Raw genomic sequence first — 23,141 nt, 5'->3', positions numbered from 1 at the left:
CTAACAGTCCTCCAATTTCCATTCTGCACGCACCGTATCATCCTCTTCGCGTGAGGCCAGACGATTTTTTAGAATTTTGAAATGTTCTTCATCGGCGAGTTGCCTGAATGCCCAGATAGCCGCTCCGCGCACCACCGCAGCAGGATCTTCGAGCAGGTTTTCCACGTGTGGTACCAGCGACGGATCGTCTGAATTGCCTGTTGCAATCAGCACATTGCGCAAAAAGCGGTCGCGACCGATGCGCTTGACGGGTGAGCCAGAAAACAGCGTGCGGAAGCTCGGATCATCAAGGGCGAGAAAATCTGCAAGCTTGGGTGCCTTGAGATCATCGCGGGCTTTCAATTTGATCTCGCTGGTCGTTTGCGCAAATTTGTTCCAGGGACATACCGACAGGCAATCGTCGCAACCATAGATGCGATTGCCCATCGCTTTGCGAAACTCAAGCGGGATCGGGCCTTTATTCTCAATACTCAGATAGGAGATGCAGCGCCGCGCATCGATCCGGTAAGGCGATGGGAAAGCTTTTGTCGGACAGGCATCGAGACATGCACGACAGGAGCCGCAATGATCGCGATCCGGCTGATCGGGTGGGATGTCAGCGGTGGTAAAAATTGAGCCGAGAAACAGCCACGAACCAAGTTCTCGGCTGACGAGATTGGTGTGTTTGCCCTGCCAGCCAAGCCCTGCGGCCTGTGCCAGCGGCTTTTCCATAACGGGCGCCGTATCAACAAAGACTTTGACATCCTGTCCTGCACGCGCTGCAAAGCGGCTCGCTACATGCTTGAGCTTGCCTTTGATGATGTCGTGATAATCGCGGTTCTGCGCATAGACCGAAATTGCCGCCCGGTCTTTGTGTTTGAGAATTTCGAGCGGGTTACTGTCCGGGCCGTAATTCATGGCAAGTACCATGATGGACCGGACTTCAGGCCATAAAACGCTCGGATTGCCGCGGCGCTCTTCGGTTTCTTCCATCCAGAGCATATCGGCATGATGGCCGTCAGCAATATATTGCCGCAAACGCCGGGGCGCTTGCGGGATGGAATCAGGACCAGTGAAAGCCACGGCATCAAAGCCGACAGCTTTCGCCTCTTCGATCAGAAACCGCTTGAGCTTGAGTGCTTTTTCCGCAGCTTGATTGGTGTCAGAAATCGAGATCGCCATAATGAGCCACTGGAGCCAGTCCGCGCACACGATCAGCCAGGAGCGGACGGAAAGCAGGGCGCGATTTCATGCGAGCATACCAGTCGCGCGCAGCTTTTGTCTCGCCCCATTCGATTTCGCCGAGATAGTCGAGGACGGAAATAGCAGCCGCTGCTGCGATATCCGCATAACTCGGATGACCACCCGCAAGCCAGTCGCGGGTGGCTGCAAGCCAGTCAATATAGCGCATGTGCTGGCGAATATTGGTTCGTGCGACACGAATAGCAGTTGAATCAGGCGCACTGCCACCCATTTCATCGGCCATTTGCAGCTTGAACACGCGCTCGCGGGCAATGTGGCGTGTGACTTCATTTTCGAGCTTGAGCAAAAACCAATCGACAAGGCGACGCACTTCGGCGCGCTCCATCGGGCTTTCTGGCAGAAGACGGCGGCTGCGCTTCAACGCACCGCGCGTCTCATCAAGATATTCGGCAATGACGGTTGCGCCGACGACGGGCAGATCGCGTTCGGCCAGCAGAACCGGCAGGGTTGCTGCCGGGTTGAGCGCAAGGAATTCTTTTCGGCGCGACCACGGGCGTTCCTCGATCATTTCCGCTTCAACATCGTATTCACCGAGAATAAGCCGCACATAGCGCGAGCCTGAAGACATAGGATGATGAAAAAGCGTAAGCATAATCGACGCGGTACTCTCGACTAAAAAAGCTCTGATTGAATTCCGCTCAGGAATTGTGGCTGGCATCTGCACTGGCAGCAGGTTTTTCTGCTGTCAGGAGATTTAAGCCACCTCAACGGAATGTTTAGGTTATAGGTGCTAAGCTTGATGGAGACAAGCAATCGCTGTAGGCGCTAATTGTAGCACTTTCATGCTTAACAGCTCGTCAAGATGCGCCATTTTTATCCTGCCACCTTCTAAGGTACTGACTTCATGGAAATTTATAATCTTCTGGAAGCCGCTTTTCTCGGCCTGGTCGAAGGTTTGACGGAATTCATCCCTGTTTCGTCGACAGGCCACTTGCTGCTGATCGGCCATTTTCTGGGCTTTGAATCAAACGGTAAGACCTTTGAGGTGCTCATTCAGCTTGGTGCAATTCTCGCGATCTTGACGGTCTACTCGTCAAAACTCATCAAAATTCTGACCGATTTTCCGCGTGATGCCCGCACACGGCGCTTTGTCTTCGGCATTCTGTTGGCGTTTCTGCCTGCCGCTGTGATTGGTGCAATGGCGCATGGCTTTATCAAAAGCGTGTTGTTTGAAACGCCGATGCTGGTTTGCGTTATGCTAATTCTTGGCGGTTTCATTCTGCTCTGGGTCGATCAACTCGATCTCAAGCCGCGTTATAATAATGTGATGGATTATCCGCTGCCGATTTGTCTGGCGATTGGCTTTGTGCAGTGCCTTGCCATGATCCCCGGCGTATCGCGCTCAGGCTCGACAATTGTTGGTGCGCTTTTGCTGGGTGCAGACAAGCGCTCTGCCGCAGAGTTTTCATTCTTCCTCGCCATGCCAACAATGGCCGGTGCTTTCACCTATGATCTTTATAAAAGCCACAGCTCGCTGTCGATGAATGACACAGCGCTGATCGTCGTCGGCTTTGTTATGGCCTTTATTTCAGGTGTGTTTGTCGTCAAGCATTTGCTTGATTATGTCTCGCGCCATGGCTTCAAGCTGTTTGCATGGTGGCGTCTGATTGTCGGTTCTCTTGGAATGGCAGCGCTTCTGATCTGGGGGTGAGGAGCGTTCCGCGCAAAAGAAAAGGGGCCTTTCGGCCCCTTTATTTATTTGTATTTCAATCTCACGCAAATCCGGTCTTGGTGTACTGACCGGCAACACGGTAGCGCCAGAGATAGGCTGGAAGAATGGCATCGACGGCTTCAGGCTTGATGCCAATGCCCTGCAATGTGCGGCCTTCTTTGGTGGCCTGATCCGACACAACATTATCGGACTTGAGCAACGTTACCTGATCATTGGTGAGCATTGGATTTGGCAACAGGCCGAGAACTGAAGCCTGAATTCGAGCAACCCAGAACGGAATGGACAAGATAATGCGCTTGCGTGCGATGACACCGAGCATATCTTTCATCCAATGCTTGAATGGCTGAACGTCTGGGCCACCCAGTTCATAAATTGTGCCTGCGGTTAGATCGCCATCAACGGCGCGTGCAACAGCTTCGGCAACATCACCGACATAAACCGGCTGCAGCTTTGTTTCGCCACCACCGATAACCGGTAGGAATGGCGAGAAGCGTGCCATATTGGCAAAGCGGTTGAAGAAGCTGTCTTCATGGCCGAAAATAATCGACGGACGCAGGATGACCGTATCGGGCAGTACGCTCAGAACAGCCTTTTCGCCCTCTGCCTTTGTGCGGGCATAATCGGATGCGGAATTTGCATCTGCTGCAAGCGATGAGAGATGCGTAAGCTTGATGCCTGCAGCTTTGGTGGCTTCGGCAATGTTCTTGGCGCCAAGCACCTGAACGCTGTTGAAACGTTGCTTGCCGCTTTCCGAAAGAATGCCAACAAGATTGATCACATGATCGGCACCCATAATGGCGCGTTCAACCGATGCGCGATTGCGAACATTGGCCTGAAGCATCTGAATTTGACCGACATTGCCCAGTGGCGCCATATAATAGGCAACTTCTGGCTTGCGCACTGCAACGCGCACACGATAGCCGCGCTTGGTAAGGGCTGCTACGACCGCGCGTCCAACAAAGCCAGAGCCGCCGAAAACGGTGACCAGTTTCGGCCTGTTGTGAACTTCGTTTGGTTCGGTCTTCATCCTGAACTCCTGCATGAAAGCCTGATTATTAACGCCGGACATGATCATTGTGGCATGTTTTCTGGCGCTGATTTATCGCCTTTTGGCAACAACGCAAAGGGGACTTGTTGTCACGACTGCGACAAAGGCCGCTTTTCCCGTATTAATCATGCAATACCGCTTTGAGATTTCGCGGCTTACTGGTAAATCGCGCGCATGAGCACACCACTTGACCATATTCGCAATTTTTCGATCGTCGCCCATATCGACCACGGCAAATCGACGCTGGCCGACCGCCTCATTCAATTGACGGGCGGGCTGGACACGCGTGAGATGAAAGACCAGGTCCTCGACTCGATGGATATCGAGCGCGAGCGCGGCATCACCATCAAAGCCCAGACCGTTCGTCTTACCTATAAGGCTAAGAACGGCGAGGACTATGTGCTGAACCTTATCGACACCCCCGGACACGTCGACTTCGCCTATGAAGTCTCGCGTTCGCTGGCTGCGTGCGAAGGTTCGCTTCTGGTGGTGGATGCTTCACAGGGTGTTGAAGCGCAGACGCTGGCCAATGTCTATCAGGCCATCGACAACAACCATGAGATCGTGGTGGTGCTGAACAAGGTTGATCTTCCGGCAGCAGAGCCTGAGCGCGTTCAGAACCAGATCGAAGAAGTGATCGGTATCGATGCCAGCAAGGCCGTGATGATCTCGGCCAAGACTGGCCTTGGCATCGCTGATGTTCTCGAAGCGATCGTCGAGCAGCTGCCGCCTCCGAAAGAGGGTGATCGCAATGCGCCGTTGAAGGCCATGCTGGTCGACAGCTGGTATGACAGCTATCTCGGCGTTATCGTTCTGGTCCGCGTTATCGACGGTGTGCTGAAAAAGGGCCAAACCATCCGCATGATGGGGACGGGCGCGAAATATCCTGTTGAACGGACCGGCGTGTTTACGCCGAAAATGGTTCAAATGGATGAACTTGGACCGGGCGAACTGGGCTTCATCACCGCTTCTATTAAGGAAGTGGCTGATACGCGCGTCGGTGATACCATCACCGAAGACCGCCGTCCGACAGCAGCGGCCTTGACGGGCTTTAAGCCAGCGCAGCCGGTCGTGTTCTGCGGACTTTTCCCGGTTGATGCGGCAGATTTTGAAGACCTGCGCGCCGCCATGGGCAAGCTGCGTCTCAACGATGCGTCATTTTCGTTTGAAATGGAAACGTCTGCGGCGCTTGGTTTCGGCTTCCGTTGCGGGTTCCTGGGGCTTCTGCATCTTGAAATCATTCAGGAACGTCTTGAGCGTGAGTTCGATCTCGATCTCATCACGACGGCACCTTCGGTTGTCTATCGCCTGAACATGCAGGATGGTTCGCAGAAAGAACTGCACAACCCGGCGGATATGCCGGACGTTGTGAAGATCGAAGCGATTGAAGAGCCGTGGATTCGCGCCACAATCATGACGCCCGATGATTATCTCGGTGCGATCATGAAGCTCTGTCAGGAGCGTCGCGGCCTGCAGATTGATCTCACTTATGTTGGTCCGCGCGCGATGATCACCTATGATCTGCCGCTCAACGAAGTCGTGTTCGATTTTTACGATCGTCTGAAATCGATCTCTAAGGGTTATGCTTCGTTCGACTATAATCTCTCGGATTATCGAGAGGGCGATCTGGTCAAGATGTCGATCCTGGTCAACGAAGAGCCAGTGGACGCGCTTTCGATGCTCGTTCACCGCTCGGCTGCAGAAAAGCGTGGGCGTGCGTTGTGCGAAAAGCTCAAGGAGCTGATCCCACAGCATATGTTCAAGATTCCTATTCAGGCAGCCATTGGCGGCCGTATCGTGGCGCGCGAAACTATTTCGGCGCTGCGCAAGGACGTGACGGCCAAGTGTTACGGCGGCGATATTTCGCGTAAGCGCAAACTTCTGGACAAGCAGAAGGAAGGCAAGAAGCGCATGCGCCAGTTCGGCAAGGTGGAAATCCCGCAAGAGGCCTTCATTCAGGCACTCAAGATGGGTGATGATTAAAAATACGATGAGGTGCCTTTGGGCACCTCTTTTTTGTCTCAATGTCGCTATTGCATGGTAATCGGGATAAATCTGATGAAAGCGTTGACTCGCATTTCCATCACCTATTGCACGCAATGTAACTGGATGTTGCGGGCGGCGTGGCTGGCGCAGGAGTTGCTGCAGACATTCGGGCAGGACTTGGGCGAGGTGGCATTGCGGCCCGGCACAGGTGGCGTGTTTGAAATCCATCTGTCTATGTCGGGCGGTCAAGATGAAGTCATCTGGGAGCGCAAGCGGGACGGCGGATTTCCGGAAGCCAAGGTATTGAAGCAACGCGTGCGTGATCTGGTCTGGCCTGATCGCGATCTTGGCCACTCTGACAAGACGTCAAAACCTCAATAAGACAAAGCCCGCAAGTTGCGGGCTTCTTTGTTTTGGTAGCTTTCAATCCTCATCCACCACACGCAGGCGCATTTGGGTGGGAGGGTTATCGGACTGTCGTGCCGGGCGCTGCGGCTCTTCAGCCGGTGGCGGGCCAAATTCCAGTGCTTCGATCTTCGCACCGCGCTTGGTGACTTTGTTTGAAGACACCAGAATTTCGTCGATATCCTTGTTGGCCTGCACAAAATGGGTTTGCAGCTTACGCACACGCTCATCAAGGCGGCCTACGTCTTCCATCAGACGGATCACTTCACCCTGAATGACATGCGCCTGTTCGCGCATACGTGCATCTTTCAGGATCGCCTGAATGACTTGAATGGACAGCATGAGGAGCGATGGCGAGACAATCACGATCCGCGCCCGGTGCGCGCGCTGGATCAGGGCTTCAAAATGCTCATGAATATCGGCAAAAATAGATTCCGATGGTACAAACAGGAAAGCCGTATCCTGCGTTTCGCCTGTAATCAGATATTTGTCGGAAACATCCTTGATATGCACTTCCATATCGCGACGGAACTGCGCAACGGCTGTTTTGCGTGCTTCCGGCGCTTCGGTTTCGCGCATGGAGTTCCATGCTTCGAGCGGGAATTTCGCATCGATAACCAGTGAAGGCGCGTTGTTTGGCATCCTGACAAGGCAATCGGGGCGCGTGCCGTTGGAGAGTGTCGCCTGAAACTCGTAAGCGCCTTGCGGCAGACCATCGGCAATGATCGCTTCCATGCGCGACTGGCCAAAGGCTCCGCGCGTCTGCTTGTTGGCAAGGATCGCCTGCAACTGCACGACCTGACCGGCAAGCGACTGGATATTGTTCTGCGCTGTGTCGATGACCGCAAGGCGCTCCTGCAACTTTGCGAGGTTTTCATGGGTGGAGCGTGTCTGCTCGGTCATGGTCTGGCCGATGCGATGCGTCATACCGTCGAGCCGTTCGCGGATCGATTGGTTGAGCTCTGCCTGCCGTGAACCAAAGACTTCCGCCATGGTTTGCATCCGACCCTGCATTTCGGATTGTGCTTTCAAAATCTCCGCCATGCGATATTCGGCGTCGCGTGCACGGTCTTCAGCCTGAGCTTCTGCAACCGCGCGAAGACGCGCAGAACGCGCTGCCGCAATGAGGAAAATGGCGAGGCACAGGACCAGCACGACAATGCCCGCAAGGAGGATATCTCCCAGCGTGAAAGAGGTTGCACCAAGCTGCAAAAGCGGTTCGTTCAAGAGATTCTGGTTTTCCATAGAATAAGCTTAGCTGATTCGTGTCGTCTTGATGAGATCAAAACAAGAACGTTTTACAAGTTACAATTGACGATTCTCGCGCAAGCGATTACGTGAAGCGCATGTCTATTAAACCGCTCATCATCCTTCCGGATCCTCTTCTGCGTGAACTGTCCAAGCCAGTTGAACGCTTTGATGATCAATTGCGCAAATTTGCCGGCGACATGCTCGACACGATGTATGACGCGCCGGGCATCGGCCTCGCTGCCATTCAGGTGGGCGAACCTCTGCGGATGCTGGTGATTGATCTGGCCAAGGAAGACGCTCCGAAGGAGCCGCATGTCTTCATCAATCCAGAGATCGTGGCTTCATCGGACGAACGCAGCGTTTATGAAGAAGGCTGTCTTTCGATCCCGGATTATTATGCCGAGGTCGAGCGGCCTGCGAGCATCAAGGTCAATTATTTTGATGCGGACGGCAAGGAAAAGTCGATGGAAGCCGACGGGCTGATGGCGACCTGTCTGCAGCATGAAATCGACCATCTCAATGGTGTGCTGTTTATCGATCATATCTCTAAGCTCAAGCGCGATATGGTCATCAAGAAGTTCAAGAAGCTCGCCAGCCAGCGTGCGTCAAACAGGGCTTTGTGATGCGGATCGTCTTTATGGGGACGCCGGATTTCTCCGTGCCAATCCTTACAGCCATCATCGGACAGGGCTATGAAGTTGTAGCGGTTTATTCGCAGCCACCGCGACCGGCGGGCCGTCGCGGATTGGAAGTGACCAAGTCGCCTGTGCATGAAAAGGCTGAGGAATTCGGCATTCCGGTTTTCACGCCGAAAAGCCTGAAAGGCACGGAAGAGCAGGACGTTTTTGCGAGTCTGGAGGCGGATGTGGCAATCGTTGTGGCCTATGGCCTGCTGCTGCCACAGGCCATTCTCGATGCGCCGCGCCTTGGATGTTATAACGGTCATGCGTCGCTTCTTCCGCGCTGGCGCGGGGCGGCTCCCATTCAGCGGGCCATTATGTCTGGCGACACGGAAACCGGCATGATGATTATGAAAATGGATGCGGGGCTTGATACCGGTCCTGTCGCCATGGCGGAAAAAGTTGCGATCACGCCGGACATGACTGCAGGCGAGCTGCATGATCGTTTAAGCCTTATCGGTGCAGATCTGATGGTCCGTGCATTGGGTGCGCTTGAGCGCGAAAGTCTCACACTTCAGCCACAGGACGAAGAAGGTGTCACTTACGCCGCCAAGATCGAAAAGGCGGAAGCGCGTATCGATTGGTCGAAGCCTGCGAAGGATGTTCACAATACGATCCGTGGCATCTCACCATTTCCGGGCGCCTGGTGCGAGATGGAAATCAACGGTGCAGTTGAACGTGTCAAACTTCAGCGCTCCACATTGGGCGAGGGAAGCGGCGCTCCGGAAACCGTGCCGGGAACTATACTTGATGATCGCCTGACGATTGCGTGCGGCGAGGGGGCTGTGCGGCTCGTAACGTTACAACGTTCAGGTGGTAAACCTTTGCCCGCGCAGGAGTTTCTGCGTGGCGCGTCTGTGACGAAGGTTCTCTGAGCAGTGCCTCGTTACAAGATCACAGTCGAATATGACGGCACGCCCTATGTCGGTTGGCAGCGGCAGGAAAATGGCCATGCCGTGCAGAACGCGATTGAGCAGGCGTTTAAGAAGTTCTGCGGAGAAGATCTGACGTTGAGTGCGGCAGGCCGCACCGATGCAGGCGTTCATGCGAGCGCGCAGGTCATTCACGTCGATCTGACAAAAGATTGGGGTGCTGCGAAAGTGCGCGATGCGCTCAATGCGCATCTGGTGATGGCGGATGAACGTATCAGCATTCTCAATGTCGAGAAGACGACGGATGCTTTCGACGCACGGTTTTCGGCGCGTGGACGGCATTATCTTTATCGCATTCACAATCGCCGTTCGCCGCTGGCAATTGATTATCAGCGCGTTTGGTGGGTGCAGAAACGCCTTGACCACGAAGCGATGCATGAGGCTGCAAAGCGCTTGCTTGGTGAGCATGATTTTACGACATTTCGCGCAACGCAATGTCAGGCGAAAAGCCCGATCAAAACGCTCGACCGGCTGGATATTACACGCACTGGCGATTATGTCGAAATGCGGGTTTCAGCGCGCTCGTTCCTGCATAATCAGGTCCGTTCCTTTGCAGGAAGCCTGATGGAAGTGGGCGTTGGCCGTTGGACGGCTGATGATTTGCAGGCCGCTTTAGAAGCGAAAGATCGAAAAGCTTGCGGTCAGGTTGCACCACCTTACGGTCTTTATCTGGTTGGTGTGGATTATCCGTTTCCGTTTTAAAAAGTCTGCGCGCCAATTCCGATGCCAAAAAGCTGTTGCAGGACCACTGTGATAAACAGTGAGCCGAAAAACACACAGGCATAAAACGGTGCGACATAGGCATGTGCGCGTTGCAGCACGATGAATGTCAGTCGGTAGCTCAGGATAATCGAGATGCCGAAAAGCACAAAAGCGAACAACGTCGCAAAATCCAGCGCTCCCGGAAAGAATAGTTGTATCAATGTTATGGGCGCGAAAAGCCAAGCCAGCAACGCGCTGCCCCAATTGGTCGCGATGACGTAAGGCGCGTAACGCTTTGAGATACCGATGCGGTGGGCGAGCAGGCCGATTATGATAAGTGGTATGATCCACGCTGCAATATCAACGAAAGCTGCACGGATAGTGATTGCAAGGCGGAGCCCCGCTTCGTCTTGCCCTGCTGTCAGGTCAGCTGCATAGGCAACCCACGTCGCAAAAAGCGGCGGCAGGGCCACGATAATCGCATAAAACGATGCCCAGAAATCTTCTGCTGAGATGTCCAGATATGCAAGGCCATCTTTGCGGCCAAGCATCATCTTCCAGACGCCCGTGAAATATCTGAAAATATCATCCAGACTGGGCATGTCGTTCCCTTATCCGAAGAAATCAGCGATGAAGCGTTCGTAGATCTGTGTCAGGCCTTCAAGGTCGGCAAGTGCCACGCGCTCGTCAACCATATGCATGGTCTGCCCGACAAGGCCGAACTCCACCACCGGGCAGTAATCCTTGATGAAACGCGCATCCGACGTGCCGCCCGATGTGGAAAGCTTGGGGCGTTTGCCGGTGACAGCCTCTACAGAAGATGTGAGTGTGCCGATCAGCTTTTCATCGCGTGTCAGGAACACATGGCTTGGATGTTCGCGCCATGTCAGTTCATAATTGATGGGCGTCTCGCGGCCCGGACGAAGGCGGTCGTTGCGTGAAGCCTTTTCAAGACGCGAAATGATTTCGGCCTTCAGGCTGTCTGCTGTCCAGGTATCGTTGAACCGGATATTGAAGGAGGCTACCGCCTTGTTGGCAATGACATTGGTGGCCTTGTTGCCAACATCGATGGTGGTGACTTCCAGATTGCTGGCCTGAAAATCTTCAGTGCCTTCATCAAAAGCTGGATAGAGCAGGCTATCGACAAGGGTTGTGATGCCACGCACTGGATTTTCTGCAAGGTGCGGATAGGCGGCATGGCCCTGTACGCCGTGAACGGTGATCGTGCCGGAGATTGAGCCACGACGCCCGATCTTGATCATGTCGCCAAGCGTATCGGGATTGGTTGGCTCGCCAACAAGCGAAGCATCCCACGTTTCACCACGCTCTTTGGCCCATTGCAGCAGCTTTTCGGTGCCGTTGATTGCCGGGCCTTCTTCATCACCTGTGATGAGGAAGGAGACGCTACCCTTAAGGCTTCCGTGTTTTTCAATATGGCGCGCCACGGCAGCCACAAAGCAGGCAATGCCACCCTTCATGTCGACTGCACCACGGCCATACATAATGCCGTCTTCGATAGCGGCGGAGAAAGGCGGATGTTTCCAGTCGCTCTCATTGCCCGGAGGCACGACATCGGTGTGGCCGGCAAACATCAGATGAGCACCATTGCCGGATTTGCGCGCATAAAGGTTTTCAATGTCGGGCGTATCTTCATCGGTAAAGACGGGACGCTGGACGGAAAAGCCCATTGGCTCAAGCATCGCTGCAAGTGCCGTAAGCGCGCCGCCTTCTGCGGGCGTTACGGAAGGGCAGCGGATGAGAGCGGCGAGGTTATCGGCGGGATTGGTAGGCAGGCTCATGATGTCAAAGCTTCATTCTGAGAATCGTATGGGCTTGAGATTAGATCGGGACGCTCCCAGATGAAATAGCAATCGCCTCTTTAGATAAACAAGTTCGCGAACGCGCAAAAATCGCAGCTTTTCTCAGATCGTTGCAATTCGGGAATGAAATTTCCTTGACCAAGGGGGCTTTGTCATCGTTAGTTAAAAAAAGGTTGATAGCGAGACCCGGGAAACGGGCCGGTCAACGGGAACAGTTTCTACAAATGCCTTTCGTGGCATTTTAAAAATGGGAATCCGCTATGCGTTTAATGACCACAGCAGCATTAGGTTTCATCGCGCTGTTTGGCGCAGCTGTTGCTCCGGCAAAGGCTGGTCAATGGAGTGAAGCAGGCGGGATCACCAGTATTCCCTATGGTCATCTTGATTATTGCAAGCGCAATCCGCGTGATTGCGGTTCGCACCGCGCTCTTGCGCCGATGAAGCTGACGCCAGATCGCATGAAGCTGCTGCAAAGCATCAATGCTTCGGTCAATGCCGCGATCAAGCCGGTTTCCGATCAGGATAATTATGGTAAGCGCGATTACTGGACCATTCCTCGCAATGGGAAGGGGGACTGCGAAGATTATGTACTGATGAAGCGCGCCAAACTGATGGCTCGCGGTATTAGCCCTTCGCAACTGCTCATCACTATGGTGCAGGGGAGCGAGGCACATATCGTTCTGACAGCCCGTACAGATCGTGGTGATTACATTCTCGACAATATGCGATCAGAGGTGTTGCCGGTTGAGAAGACCTCTTATCGCTATATCAAAATGCAGTCACCGTCGCATTCGGGGCAGTGGGTTTCAATTGCAGGCCGTTCTGTGAATGTCGCGAGCAATTAAAATCCAGGCGGAAAAACGGGTGAACTTGTTTGAAACAAAGGGTCGGCTTGCCGACCTTTTTTGATGTTTGTCATTGAGGTGACAAACCAAACAGCGCATTGGTCTGATTTTCAATTAAATCATTAGCGCTGCAACTGTGACTAACGCCCTTTATTGTTCATTAATATGATACAGTAATCGATAACAGACTGTTCGCAAAAAATGAACAAAAATGTCTTTATAACGTATTTGTGAATGCTGATATATGATTTAAGATATTGATTATATTTATTAATATTCATTTCATTTGTGTGTTTAGAAAAAAATGGTTGCACAAATGTGTGATTAGGAAAACATTTTCGTGACTGGAACTTTTCATCACTGTCACCCATTTGAGATGCATGAGGACGACGCAGAGAACGTCGCCCAAGTGACTAAGGAGATAGAAAATGAATAAGTTTGTTCTTGCCGCTGCTGCCCTTGCTCTTAGCGCCGGTGCTGCTTTTGCTGAAAACCCAAATGTTGGTACACCAGCAGATCTTTATGCAAATGATCGTACTCCAGTTGCTGCTCAGCGTGTTGATCACACCGCAACTGCTGCAATCGGCCAGTCGACCTATATGGATGGTTCTGCAAACCGTTTCGGTGATGCATCGCCATCAAGCTTCCAGAATTAAGCATGTCGTCCGTTATCCGCTATTGAGGCCTGATCGCAGGCCTCAATAGTTGAAATTGATCAAGTCGTGAGCATGACCTCCCAAGCTGTTCGCTGACGGATCGTAAGATAGTGAATTAACGAATCTCCCCGGAGGATGGCTGTTTGCCAACCTGGAGTCCCCGAAAGGAGTGGCAGATTGCCGTCCGATGGGGTGATAGAAGGATTATGAAAATGAAGAAGTTTGCTCTTGCTGCCGTAGCTGTTGCCCTTAGCGCCGGTGCTGCTTTCGCTGAAAATCCAAATGTTGGTACTCCAGCAGACCTGTATGCAAATGATCGCACGCCAGTTGCAACGCAGGGCGTTGATTACACCGCTCCTGCATCGATCCAGACACACACCTACAGCGACGGCTCCGCACACCGTTTCGGCGATGCGTCGCCTTCGAGCTACCAGAACTAATCAGTCTGATAGTAAAATAAAAAAGGCGAAGCTTTCGAGCTTCGCCTTTTTCTTTGATCAAGTGGTAGAATCAATCACGCAGCAGTTCATTGATTGAAGTCTTCGATCTGGTCTTTTCATCAACGCGTTTGACGATTACAGCGCAATAGAGGCCAGGACCAGCTTCACCATTCGGGAATGGCTTGCCTGGCATTGTGCCTGCAACAACGACCGAATATGGCGGCACTTCGCCATAGAAGATTTCGCCGGTTGCACGGTCAACGATCTTGGTCGATTTGCCGATGAAGACGCCCATGCCGAGCACGGCACCTTCGCGAATTATACAGCCTTCAACGACTTCCGAACGCGCACCGATGAAGCAATTGTCTTCAATGATGGTTGGGCCAGCTTGCATTGGCTCCAGAACGCCGCCGATGCCAACGCCGCCCGAAAGATGCACATTCTTGCCGATCTGTGCACAGGAGCCAACAGTTGCCCATGCATCGACCATTGTGCCTTCATCGACATAAGCGCCGAGGTTGACGAAAGATGGCATCAGGATCGCGTTTGGTGCGATGTAAGCTGAATAGCGCACAACCGAATTTGGCACGGCGCGAATACCAGCCTTTTCGAACTCATTGGCTGTCCAGCCGTCAAACTTGGAAGGCACCTTGTCCCACCAGGAAGCTTCGCCGGGGCCGCCCTTGATAATCTGCATTGGGTTGAGGCGGAACGAAAGCAAGACTGCTTTCTTAAGCCACTGATTAACCTGCCAGTTGCCGTCCGCCTGTTTTTCTGCCACACGCGCTTCACCGCGATCAAGCAAAAGCAGCGACTGCTCAACAGCATCGCGAACTTCGCCGCGGGTTGCTGTGCTGATGCCATCGCGTTCGTCAAAAGCCTTTTCGATGACCTTTTCAAGGGGGGCGAAATCTGGCTTGGTCATATGGCGGTCTCCATAAAATGGCAGGAAAAGCGGCTGCCGTCTTTTTTGGTCGGCAGTTGTCAGCCAAGTGATTAAGCGAAGGCAGGATATGGGTCAATCGCGTTATTGTTTGAAATAACTCAACGCAATTGCGCCAGATTAAGAATTTAACGCTGAAAATAATGCTAAGGCAACAATACGCATTGAAATTGAAGGAGCAGGCAAGCATGAACCCGATGGAGAAGACTGGCTGGACGCCTTTCCCCAATTCTGAGGAGGCCGTTAAACAGGCGCGTACTGTGCCAAAGACTCCTCAGACCGAGGCCGAAGCCTATCGGCTTGCCTTCATGGATGATGATTTCATGACGCGTCGCGATATGCGTCCGATACGGCTTCAGCTTGAGCTTTTGAAACCAGAACTGATCCTTGCGGATCGTGGCATCAAGTCTACGGTCGTGATGTTTGGTGGCGCCCGTATTCCAGAGCCGGGCGGCGAAGCATGGGCGGCGAAGAATGAAGTTCAGAAAAAAAACCTAGAGGCGAATGCACGCTATTATGAAGAAGCGCGCAAATTTGCCCGTATCTGCTCTGAATATGCAGCGACGACCTATTATCGTGAGTTCATCGTGGTTACGGGTGGCGGTCCGGGCGTGATGGAAGCGGGCAATCGCGGCGCGGCCGATGTTGGCGCGCCGACTATTGGTCTCAATATCGTGCTGCCGCATGAGCAGGCACCAAACGCTTATGTGACGCCGGAACTCTGCTTCAACTTCCATTATTTTGCGCTGCGCAAGATGCACTTTCTTATGCGTGCGAAGGCAATCTGCGTATTCCCCGGCGGCTTCGGCACTATGGACGAGTTGTTTGAAGCCATGACACTGATCCAGACCGACCGCATGGAACGCATGCCACTCATTCTGTTTGGCAAAGAGTTCTGGAGCAAGGCGATCAATATTGAGTTTCTTGCAGAGCAGGGCACAATTTCGCCTGCCGATATTGAGTTGCTGACCTTTGTTGATACAGCCGACGAAGCTTGGGACGAGATCAAGAATTTCTATAAGCTTTGATGTAAAAAGAAAAAGCCCGGCTCTAAGCCGGGCTTTTTTAACGGCCTGCATTTATGGTTTGCAGGAACTGGGTCAGATTGTCGGTGACGTAATCAACCTGATCGGTGAATTCCGGATCGCTTTCCCAAATCTCTGAGAATGTCGGTTCAAAATTATTGGGCACAATAAGCACTGTCTTCATGCCGAGTGTTTTTGGCACAACGAGATTGCGTGCCAGATCCTCGAACATGACGGCCTTTCGTGCATCAATGCCAAAAGCACCAAGGAAGCGGTCATAGGTCACGCGCTCCGGCTTTGGTGTCAGGCCAGCTGCAACAATGTCGAAAATGTCGTCAAAATCATCGAGAATGCCGAGCTGCTTTGCTGCTCGTTCCGCATGGCCGCGATCGCCATTGGTGAAGATAAAGCGACGACCGGGCAGGGCGCGGATTGCCTCGCCTAAAGCCGGATCAGGTGTCAGCCACGTATAGTCGATGTCATGGACGTGTTTGAGAAAATCGTCCGGATCGATTTTGTGACATTCCATCAGGCCTTTGAGCGTGGTGCCATATTCCAGATAAAACTGCTTTTGAATCTTGCGTGCTTCATCGCGTGGCAGATTAAGCAGCTTCTCGACATAGTTCGTCATCCGCACGTCGATCTGCGAAAACAGATCGGCGGCGTGCGGATAGAGCGTGTTGTCGAGGTCAAATACCCAGTCAGTGACGTGAGCAAAGGCCGAGGCTTCGGGTTGGTTGGTCATCGGTCTTTTATGGCACGATCAGCGTGCCGGCGCCATGTTCGGTGAAAAGTTCAAGCAGAACCGAGTGGGGTGTCTTACCGTTGAGAATGACAACACCTTCAACGCCGCGGCGGATTGCATCGATACAGGTTTCGACCTTGGGGATCATACCGCCGGAGATCGTGCCGTCCTTGATCAGTGCTTGCGCATCGGCAACAGATAATTCCTTGATGAGGTTTTTGTCCTTATCGAGAACGCCGGGAACATCGGTGAGGAACAGCAGGCGTGTTGCAGCCAGCGCGCCAGCAATGGCACCAGCAAACGTATCTGCATTGATGTTGTAGGTATGCCCATCACGGCCCGGTGCGACAGGTGCGATCACCGGGATCATTTCGGAACGCGCCAGCAGATCGAGAAGCGTGCGATCAACTTCTGCCGGTTCGCCGACAAAGCCCAGATCAAGCACTTTTTCGATGTTTGAATCGGGATCGACAATCGTCTTGTGCGCTTTGCGCGCAAAAACCATATTGCCGTCTTTGCCGCACAGGCCGATGGCCCATTCGCCTTCGGCATTGATGAGGGCCACGATTTCCTTGTTGATCGAACCGGCCAGAACCATTTCCACCACTTCAACCGTCTTTTCGTCGGTGACGCGCAGGCCACCTTCAAAGCGCGATTCAATGCCGAGCTTTGTCAGCATCGCCTGAATCTGTGGGCCACCGCCATGCACAACGATTGGGTTGATGCCTGATTGCTTTAACAGCGCGATGTCTCGGGCAAAGGCTTTGCCGAGTTCCGGGTTGCCCATGGCGTGTCCGCCATATTTCACCACGACATTCTTGTTCTCGTAGCGCTGCATATAGGGCAGGGCTGCGGAAAGGAGTTGCGCTTGCATTTCAGGACTTTCAAGAGTCGTCATCGTGGCTTCCATGGCTGGCGACGGGGCAAATCGGGAGCGTTTTTAAAGCAGTTTGGCGCTTATGAAAACCGCTTTATGATTTCAGACTATTCCTTGGCAACCAATGCGATAGCAGCGCGCAACTCATCAAGGCCGAGGCCTTTTTCAGATGACGTGGTTATGATGCCGGGGAAACAGGCCGCGCGCTTTTTCGTGAGCGCGTGGGTTTCTTCAAGCAAGCGTGGAATGCCAGCGGCTTTGATCTTGTCGATTTTTGTCAGCACGATCTGATACGACACGGCTGCTTTGTCGAGCAGGTCGAGCACTTCGGCATCGTTCTTCTTAATGCCATGACGCGAGTCGATGAGAAGATAAACGCGCTTCAATGTCGTGCGGCCACGCAGATAATCGAACACGAGACGTGTCCATGCATCCACATGGGCCTTTGGTGCTTCGGCAAAGCCATAGCCCGGCATATCGACGAGTGCGAGCGGCGGCAAATCGCCGTTCTCACCCGAATAGCCATCGGGAACAAAATAGTTGAGCTCCTGTGTCCGGCCCGGTGTGTTCGATGTGCGCGCCAAACCCTTCTTGCCGACAATTGCATTGATCAGCGATGACTTGCCGACATTGGAACGTCCGGCAAAGGCGATTTCTACAGGGCCTTCCAGCGGCAGAAATTTCATAGAAGGTACGCCACGGATGAAGATCCACGACTTCTTGAACAACAGCCGGCCTTCTTCGACCAAGGCTGCGTGCGCTGCGCGTGTCGCATCTGCTGCTAATTGGGCTGCTGCCAGCTTTTTGTCCTGATCGCTCAATGTCGTCTTCCTGATACGTGTCTTTTATTAAATACACGCATCAAGGTTACACGCTGTATTGTCAACCATTGAGCATGATGGGGCACAAAAAAAGCCCCGCGTGAGCAGGGCTTTTAATCTATTTATTTCTTTGCTTCTTTCGGCTTTCGCCTGAAGAGGCCTTTTAGGTTGTCGAAGAGTTCAATCTTGACCCCTTGACGCTTCATAATGAAGCCCTGCTGGAGAATGGACAGTGTGTTGTTCCATGCCCAGTAGATCACGAGACCGGCCGGGAAAGATGCCAGCATGAAGGTGAAGATGATCGGCATCCATGTGAAGATCATGGCCTGTGTTGGATCCGGAGGCGTCGGGTTCATGCGCATCTGCAGGAACATGGTGATGCCCATAATGATTGGCCAGACGCCGATCATGAGGAATGCAGGCACTGCATAGGGTAGAAGACCAAACAGGTTGAAGATCGATGTTGGATCAGGTGCTGCAAGGTCGTGAATCCAGCCAAAGAACGGCGCATGGCGCATTTCGATGGTAACGTAGAGAACCTTATAGAGCGCGAAGAATACTGGAATCTGCACCAGAACTGGCCAGCAACCTGCAAGTGGATTGATCTTCTCTTCCTTGTAGAGACGCATCATTTCCTGCTGCTGTTTCATCTTATCATCCGCATATTTCTCGCGGATTTCCGTCATCTTTGGCTGCACGAGCTTCATGCGGGCCATCGACTTGTAAGACTTGTTGGCAAGCGGGAAAAACAGGCCCTTGAGAAGAACGGTGACGAGCAGAATAGCCACACCGAAATTACCGGAGAACTTGTAGATCCAGTCGATGAGGTAGAACATCGGCTTGGTGATGAAGTAGAACCAACCCCAGTCGATCAGCAGTTCGAACTGCTTGATGCCGAGCTTAGTTTCGTAGTTCTGGATGTCCTGAACAACCTTTGCACCAGCAAACACATGGTTCTTGATCGTCTGCGACTGACCGGCATCAATGGTAACCGGTGCGCTCAGAAGATCGGACTGGTAGCGTGGGCGACCATCGGTGAAATGCGAGAAGCGGGCCGTGAATTTTTCTGTCTGGGGCGGAACGAGTGTCGCTGCCCAGTATTTGTCGGTGATACCGACCCAGCCGCCAACGACGTCTTTGAATGAAATATCCTTGTCGTCTTCGACTTTGGAATATTTGATTTCCTGCAAGCCATCCTGACCCATGACGCCGATGAGGCCCTCATGGAGAACATAGGTCGCACTTGCATGTTCAGGCTGGTTGAAGCGTGTGACGCGACCATAGGATGCCAGCGAAACTGGAGCACCGGTGTTGTTGGTGATCGTGTCGTCGACTGCGAACATATAAGCATCGTCAACCGAGATGACGCGCTTGAAGGTAATGTTCTTATCGTTGGTGTAGGTCAGCGTAACAGGTGTCGACGGTGTCAGCTTGTTGTTGCCGTCGACCGACCAGACGGTGTTCGGACCGGGGACCTGACCAACAGCTTCATTGCCGGCAAAGCCCAGTTCGACAAAGTAGCCTTGCTTGAGACCCGATGGAGCGAGCAATTCAATCTCAGGCGAGTTCGGATCGACCGTTTCGCGATACTTCTTGAGATAAAGATCATCAAGGCGGGCGCCGGTCAGATTGATCGAACCGCGCAGAGAAGGCGTATCGATGTCCACGCGCTGCGACTGCGCAACAGCTGCTTCACGTGTCAGTGTTCCCGCTGCGGCTGCACTGTCATGCTGGCCCGGCACTGCACCGGGAGTGCCGGAAATCTGTGGAGTATCGCCCTGAGCGCTGCCCTGACCACTTTGAGTGGCTTGCTGGGTCTGGCGCTGTTGTTCCTCAATGCGTGTCTGTTCACGCTGGGCTTCCGTTTTCGGTCCCAGATAGAATACTTGCCACAGCGTTAATACGAGGATGGACAGGGCAATGGTTATGAAGAAATTACGATTATTTTCCATCGACGGGTCCTGATTCCGGTCTTTCCGTTCGGCGTTTCTTTTCGCCCCGCCGATCACCCTTGGCTTTAATGCGTTTGGAGAGTTCTGCGGTCAGTTGCGAAAAGGGCGCAGTAAGTGCTTGCTCGCGTGCTACGATCACATAGTCGGTCGAGAGCGCCATGTCACTCCCTACGTGACAACGAACTGCTTCTCGCAACCTGCGACGGATACGATTGCGTACGACTGCATTGCCGTTTTTCTTGGTGACAGTGAAGCCTGCGCGGGGCTTTTCGCCAATTTTGGCAGCCGCAGATTCTTCTTCTGTCCGTTCCCGGACTTCCAAAAGAAACAGTGGACCACGCCGTTTTTCACCATTCCTCACAGACAAAAACTCCGCTCTCTTGCGAAGGCGGAGTATTTGTTTCTGCTTTTTCATATCTTTAATCACCGCGCTGGTCGCGCGGGGAAAGATTAAGCGGAAAGCCGCTTGCGACCGCGCGAACGGCGAGCAGCAAGAACTTTACGACCGGCAGCAGTTGCCATACGTGCACGGAAGCCGTGGCGACGCTTGCGGACGAGATTGGATGGCTGGAAAGTGCGCTTCATTTATTTAATACCGCGGTGTGCGGCCCTTCTTGGTTCTGTCTTTTCGACGAGCAGGTCGTTTCTGAAATCTATATTTACGTTTCAGGACCAAGCTCTATTGAACAGGAGCGAGTTCTTTTCCCATAAAGCAGGATAGCAAAAGCCACCCATTAACCCTTAAGGGCGAACGTGGTGCGGCTTATAGGGAAAGGGGCTGAAAGAGTCAATCGCCCGGCAATAATTCTCGATACTATATACGTAACAGCCATTGCCAAAGCGGGCGGGTGCTTTCATAAGAACTTGCACATTTTTTATATGCGGATAAATCCGCTGCAGTCATGAGAGGAGTTCACCATGAGCATCCGTCGTATCGAAGTCGGACCACGTATGAGCCAGGCCGTTGTTCACGGCAATACCGTTTATCTTGCTGGCCAGGTTGGTGAGCCAGGTGCAAGCGTGACCGACCAGACCAAAGCCGTTCTGGTTGAAGTCGATCGCCTGCTGGCCGCTGCAGGTTCAGACAAGTCGAAGATCCTTCAGGCGATCATCTGGCTTGCTGATATGAAGGATTTTGCAGAAATGAACGCAGTCTGGGACAGCTGGGTCGATAAGGCCAATACGCCAGCGCGTGCGACTGGTGAAGCAGCGCTTGCAACGCCTGACTACAAGGTCGAAATCATCATAACCGCTGCAATCTAATTGATTGCAGTTGCTGATTTGAAACCCCGCGCAAGTGGGGTTTTTTTATTGGCGAATGCGTTCGGAATAGCCTTCGCGATCCCCTGCCTGTGCCTTCGCATCAATAGATGCGCGCTGGCGGGCTTCTTCGGTGGTGCTGTCATTGTTCTTGAGCCATCCATGATCATGGAGGTAGCCGGGCAGATAGCCAGACAGCAGAATGCGGTAATCGAATGGAATGCCCGGATCGAGAAACCGCGCCATCTGGAAGATAATGGTCGTGCAGTTGGTCGTCACCGTGTTGTAGAATTTGGCTTTTTGAGCAAGCTGGTTTGCTTGCTCTACGTAAGAAAGGAAGAGCTCCTTCGCCGCTGCTTGTGGAAGATCGATCTCATAGCGATAAACATCTTCTTTGCGGACATTGGTGCGCAGGAAAATAATGTCGCTTTCCTCTGCCGCGATCATCGCCAGTTCAAATTCCCGGAAAAAACCGCCAATTGCAGAGTAGCTCTCGTGATGCTCCTTACGAATCTCGCCAGAGAATACGACGTGCCGCCCATCCTCAAAGCCGAACGACAGCAGGGTGTGGGCGATGGCCGGGCCCGTCCAATAAGAAAGATACAGGTCAACAGATGTTATTTTGTCTAGGTTATAGGTTTCATCTTTCCAGGCAGGCGTGAAGTCGTCGACCGTCCGCCAGTCGAAATCACGCACATTGTAGAGCGTGACTTGATTGCCATCCACCTTGCCGGTGACGGTGCGTGCAACTTCGGGCGCCCAAATGCGGTCGAGTGATGGCCGAATCGTTGACCACCAGCCAAGAAAGATCAGTGCGAGTAGGCAGAAAAACAGCCGCTTGCGCCGACAATAAAACTGGCGTTCACCAGCAATGACCCAAAGCGCAATTGCCAACCACGCAACAATGATTGAGCCACGAACAGCATCGCCAAAGGGTAGCTGGAACCACATGCCGAAGCTGGACCAGATTGCAAAGAGTATTACGAATAAGACAAAGATGAACTTGACCGTGAAGCGGACGGGTTTGGATTTCAAGATAGATGACATGGATATCCCGTATTCGCTTGCCGTCTCAATTATCAATCGCGGTGTGATATTGGCATGATTTGCAGTTCAATGTCATCGCCTATCCTGTGGGTAAGCCGATTTATCTCATAGATTAGAGTTTCTTGAAACAAAGCTGCTGTAACTTATTTCTTTAATATTAGTGCAGCTTCACGCGGGCGCTTTGTTTGTTTGCCTGTTTTGAAGAATGGACGCGCCACGCGCCACAACAAAAGCATTGCGACAATTCCGGCATAAATAACCGGTTCGGCAGGCCAGCTTTTGACTGACATTAAAAAGTGAATCGCACCACCTGCAATGGCTATATAGACCAGCTTGTGTAGCGTAACCCATCGCCGCCCAAGCTTTCGGATAGACCAGTTGTTCGATGTCAGTGCCAGAGGCAACAGCAATACAAGGCTGATCATGCCGATGGTAATGAACGGTCGCTTCACAATGTCTGCAATGACGGACGAAATATTCAACGCCTGATCCAGCACCATATAGACAGCGAAATGCATCAGCACATAGTAAAAGGCCAGCAGCCCAAGCGCACGTCGATAACGTAACAGACTGACACCTGTTAGATCGCGTATGAGGGTTATGAGAAGCGTCAGGATCAGAAACCGCAGTGCCCAGAGACCAAGCGTATGTTCGAAGCTTTTGATCGGGTCAGCGCCCAGCTGGTCGGTTGCGGCAAGATAAAAAGTCCACACAGCGGGGAGCAGCCCGACAGCGTAGAGGCCCCAGATTTTCAAATCATTGATGCGCGCTGAGCGGGATTTGGCGACCATG

General features: G+C 52.8%; 26 protein-coding genes. 11 read left to right on the top strand and 15 right to left on the bottom strand.

Annotated elements, in window-relative coordinates:
* Positions 1 to 1,161, bottom strand: coding sequence for a tRNA epoxyqueuosine(34) reductase QueG (gene queG / locus RI570_RS03800; RefSeq protein WP_313827056.1), 1,161 nt, complete (start codon positions 1,159 to 1,161; stop codon positions 1 to 3).
* Positions 1,142 to 1,834 carry a glutathione S-transferase family protein gene (locus tag RI570_RS03795; RefSeq protein ID WP_313827055.1) on the bottom strand — a complete coding sequence of 231 codons (693 nt, stop codon included), beginning with the start codon at positions 1,832 to 1,834 and terminating at the stop codon, positions 1,142 to 1,144. Before RI570_RS03795 ends, queG begins: the two co-directional genes overlap by 20 nt.
* A 252-nt stretch (positions 1,835 to 2,086) precedes the next feature.
* Between RI570_RS03795 and RI570_RS03790 the strand changes: the two genes are divergently transcribed.
* A complete protein-coding gene (locus RI570_RS03790; protein WP_313827053.1) occupies positions 2,087 to 2,893 on the top strand; it encodes an undecaprenyl-diphosphate phosphatase in 807 nt (268 codons plus the stop codon).
* A gap of 61 nt (positions 2,894 to 2,954) precedes the next feature.
* Here the strand turns inward: RI570_RS03790 and RI570_RS03785 are convergent, their stop codons facing one another.
* Positions 2,955 to 3,941, bottom strand: coding sequence for a complex I NDUFA9 subunit family protein (locus RI570_RS03785; protein WP_313827051.1), 987 nt, complete (start codon positions 3,939 to 3,941; stop codon positions 2,955 to 2,957).
* A 195-nt stretch (positions 3,942 to 4,136) separates the two neighbouring features.
* Here RI570_RS03785 and lepA point away from each other — a divergent pair, with 195 nt between their 5' ends.
* On the top strand, positions 4,137 to 5,945 hold the full coding sequence (lepA, locus tag RI570_RS03780) for a translation elongation factor 4 (RefSeq protein WP_313827050.1): 1,809 nt from the start codon (positions 4,137 to 4,139) through the stop codon (positions 5,943 to 5,945).
* Between the two features lie 75 nt (positions 5,946 to 6,020).
* Positions 6,021 to 6,329 carry a SelT/SelW/SelH family protein gene (locus tag RI570_RS03775; protein ID WP_313827048.1) on the top strand — a complete coding sequence of 103 codons (309 nt, stop codon included), beginning with the start codon at positions 6,021 to 6,023 and terminating at the stop codon, positions 6,327 to 6,329.
* A 42-nt stretch (positions 6,330 to 6,371) separates the two neighbouring features.
* Here RI570_RS03775 and RI570_RS03770 read toward each other — a convergent pair whose 3' ends face one another.
* Positions 6,372 to 7,598, bottom strand: a complete 1,227-nt coding sequence (locus RI570_RS03770; RefSeq protein WP_313827047.1) for a DNA recombination protein RmuC — start codon at positions 7,596 to 7,598, stop codon at positions 6,372 to 6,374.
* 101 nt (positions 7,599 to 7,699) lie between these two features.
* Here RI570_RS03770 and def point away from each other — a divergent pair, with 101 nt between their 5' ends.
* From def to truA, 3 genes are read left to right on the top strand one after another with little or no spacing between them, the layout of a single operon-like run.
* Positions 7,700 to 8,227, top strand: a complete 528-nt coding sequence (gene def, locus RI570_RS03765) for a peptide deformylase (protein ID WP_313827046.1) — start codon at positions 7,700 to 7,702, stop codon at positions 8,225 to 8,227.
* Positions 8,227 to 9,159, top strand: a complete 933-nt coding sequence (gene fmt, locus RI570_RS03760) for a methionyl-tRNA formyltransferase (protein ID WP_313827045.1) — start codon at positions 8,227 to 8,229, stop codon at positions 9,157 to 9,159. The genes def and fmt overlap by 1 nt, the downstream gene beginning before the upstream one ends.
* A gap of 3 nt (positions 9,160 to 9,162) precedes the next feature.
* Positions 9,163 to 9,918 (top strand): tRNA pseudouridine(38-40) synthase TruA, encoded by a 756-nt coding sequence (truA, locus tag RI570_RS03755; protein ID WP_313827044.1) that lies wholly within the window; start codon positions 9,163 to 9,165, stop codon positions 9,916 to 9,918.
* On the opposite strand, the gene RI570_RS03750 is transcribed toward truA, so the two are convergent.
* Both RI570_RS03750 and dapE read right to left on the bottom strand, forming a co-directional pair.
* Entirely contained in the window at positions 9,915 to 10,520 is a 606-nt protein-coding gene (locus RI570_RS03750) for a hypothetical protein (RefSeq protein ID WP_313827043.1), read from the bottom strand. The two genes, truA and RI570_RS03750, sit on opposite strands and share 4 nt — an antisense overlap.
* A 9-nt stretch (positions 10,521 to 10,529) precedes the next feature.
* Complete coding sequence (gene dapE / locus RI570_RS03745) at positions 10,530 to 11,717, bottom strand: succinyl-diaminopimelate desuccinylase (protein WP_313827042.1); 1,188 nt, start codon at positions 11,715 to 11,717, stop codon at positions 10,530 to 10,532.
* A gap of 281 nt (positions 11,718 to 11,998) precedes the next feature.
* On the opposite strand from dapE, the gene RI570_RS03740 reads away from it, so the two are divergent.
* The 3 genes from RI570_RS03740 (at position 11,999) to RI570_RS03730 (ending at position 13,679) form a co-directional block, all read left to right on the top strand.
* On the top strand, positions 11,999 to 12,583 hold the full coding sequence (locus RI570_RS03740) for a transglutaminase-like cysteine peptidase (protein WP_313827041.1): 585 nt from the start codon (positions 11,999 to 12,001) through the stop codon (positions 12,581 to 12,583).
* A gap of 428 nt (positions 12,584 to 13,011) precedes the next feature.
* On the top strand, positions 13,012 to 13,239 hold the full coding sequence (locus RI570_RS03735) for a hypothetical protein (protein ID WP_313827040.1): 228 nt from the start codon (positions 13,012 to 13,014) through the stop codon (positions 13,237 to 13,239).
* Between the two features lie 212 nt (positions 13,240 to 13,451).
* The gene (locus RI570_RS03730) at positions 13,452 to 13,679 is read left to right on the top strand and encodes a hypothetical protein (protein WP_313827039.1); all 228 of its coding nucleotides are present in this window, start codon (positions 13,452 to 13,454) and stop codon (positions 13,677 to 13,679) included.
* 70 nt (positions 13,680 to 13,749) lie between these two features.
* Here RI570_RS03730 and dapD read toward each other — a convergent pair whose 3' ends face one another.
* Positions 13,750 to 14,604, bottom strand: coding sequence for a 2,3,4,5-tetrahydropyridine-2,6-dicarboxylate N-succinyltransferase (dapD, locus tag RI570_RS03725; protein WP_313827038.1), 855 nt, complete (start codon positions 14,602 to 14,604; stop codon positions 13,750 to 13,752).
* Positions 14,605 to 14,810: 206 nt separating this feature from the next.
* On the opposite strand from dapD, the gene RI570_RS03720 reads away from it, so the two are divergent.
* Positions 14,811 to 15,650: an LOG family protein gene (locus tag RI570_RS03720; RefSeq protein ID WP_313827037.1), complete on the top strand. Its 840-nt coding sequence runs from the start codon at positions 14,811 to 14,813 to the stop codon at positions 15,648 to 15,650.
* A gap of 37 nt (positions 15,651 to 15,687) precedes the next feature.
* Here the strand turns inward: RI570_RS03720 and RI570_RS03715 are convergent, their stop codons facing one another.
* From RI570_RS03715 to rpmH, 6 genes are all read right to left on the bottom strand, one after another.
* Positions 15,688 to 16,392 carry a pyrimidine 5'-nucleotidase gene (locus RI570_RS03715; RefSeq protein ID WP_313827036.1) on the bottom strand — a complete coding sequence of 235 codons (705 nt, stop codon included), beginning with the start codon at positions 16,390 to 16,392 and terminating at the stop codon, positions 15,688 to 15,690.
* Positions 16,393 to 16,399: 7 nt separating this feature from the next.
* On the bottom strand, positions 16,400 to 17,290 hold the full coding sequence (gene argB / locus RI570_RS03710) for an acetylglutamate kinase (protein WP_313827035.1): 891 nt from the start codon (positions 17,288 to 17,290) through the stop codon (positions 16,400 to 16,402).
* Between the two features lie 86 nt (positions 17,291 to 17,376).
* Positions 17,377 to 18,090, bottom strand: a complete 714-nt coding sequence (gene yihA, locus RI570_RS03705) for a ribosome biogenesis GTP-binding protein YihA/YsxC (RefSeq protein ID WP_409558615.1) — start codon at positions 18,088 to 18,090, stop codon at positions 17,377 to 17,379.
* Positions 18,091 to 18,212: 122 nt separating this feature from the next.
* The gene (gene yidC / locus RI570_RS03700) at positions 18,213 to 20,042 is read right to left on the bottom strand and encodes a membrane protein insertase YidC (protein WP_313827034.1); all 1,830 of its coding nucleotides are present in this window, start codon (positions 20,040 to 20,042) and stop codon (positions 18,213 to 18,215) included.
* The gene (rnpA, locus tag RI570_RS03695) at positions 20,032 to 20,457 is read right to left on the bottom strand and encodes a ribonuclease P protein component (RefSeq protein WP_313827033.1); all 426 of its coding nucleotides are present in this window, start codon (positions 20,455 to 20,457) and stop codon (positions 20,032 to 20,034) included. Before rnpA ends, yidC begins: the two co-directional genes overlap by 11 nt.
* 35 nt (positions 20,458 to 20,492) lie before the next feature.
* On the bottom strand, positions 20,493 to 20,627 hold the full coding sequence (rpmH, locus tag RI570_RS03690) for a 50S ribosomal protein L34 (protein ID WP_094505388.1): 135 nt from the start codon (positions 20,625 to 20,627) through the stop codon (positions 20,493 to 20,495).
* Positions 20,628 to 20,960: 333 nt separating this feature from the next.
* On the opposite strand from rpmH, the gene RI570_RS03685 reads away from it, so the two are divergent.
* Positions 20,961 to 21,305 (top strand): RidA family protein, encoded by a 345-nt coding sequence (locus tag RI570_RS03685; RefSeq protein ID WP_310009588.1) that lies wholly within the window; start codon positions 20,961 to 20,963, stop codon positions 21,303 to 21,305.
* Between the two features lie 45 nt (positions 21,306 to 21,350).
* On the opposite strand, the gene RI570_RS03680 is transcribed toward RI570_RS03685, so the two are convergent.
* Together RI570_RS03680 and msrQ are read right to left on the bottom strand one after the other, a co-directional pair.
* Positions 21,351 to 22,349 carry a DUF4105 domain-containing protein gene (locus RI570_RS03680; RefSeq protein WP_313827030.1) on the bottom strand — a complete coding sequence of 333 codons (999 nt, stop codon included), beginning with the start codon at positions 22,347 to 22,349 and terminating at the stop codon, positions 21,351 to 21,353.
* Positions 22,350 to 22,492: 143 nt separating this feature from the next.
* Positions 22,493 to 23,140: a protein-methionine-sulfoxide reductase heme-binding subunit MsrQ gene (msrQ, locus tag RI570_RS03675; protein ID WP_313827029.1), complete on the bottom strand. Its 648-nt coding sequence runs from the start codon at positions 23,138 to 23,140 to the stop codon at positions 22,493 to 22,495.
* Between the last annotated feature and the right edge of the window lies 1 nt (position 23,141).

This window comes from Brucella pseudogrignonensis (genome assembly GCF_032190615.1).
GTDB classification, from domain to species: domain Bacteria; phylum Pseudomonadota; class Alphaproteobacteria; order Rhizobiales; family Rhizobiaceae; genus Brucella; species Brucella pseudogrignonensis_B.
Note: the sequence above shows the minus strand (reverse complement) of the source record. Positions and strands in the feature narration are given on the sequence as shown.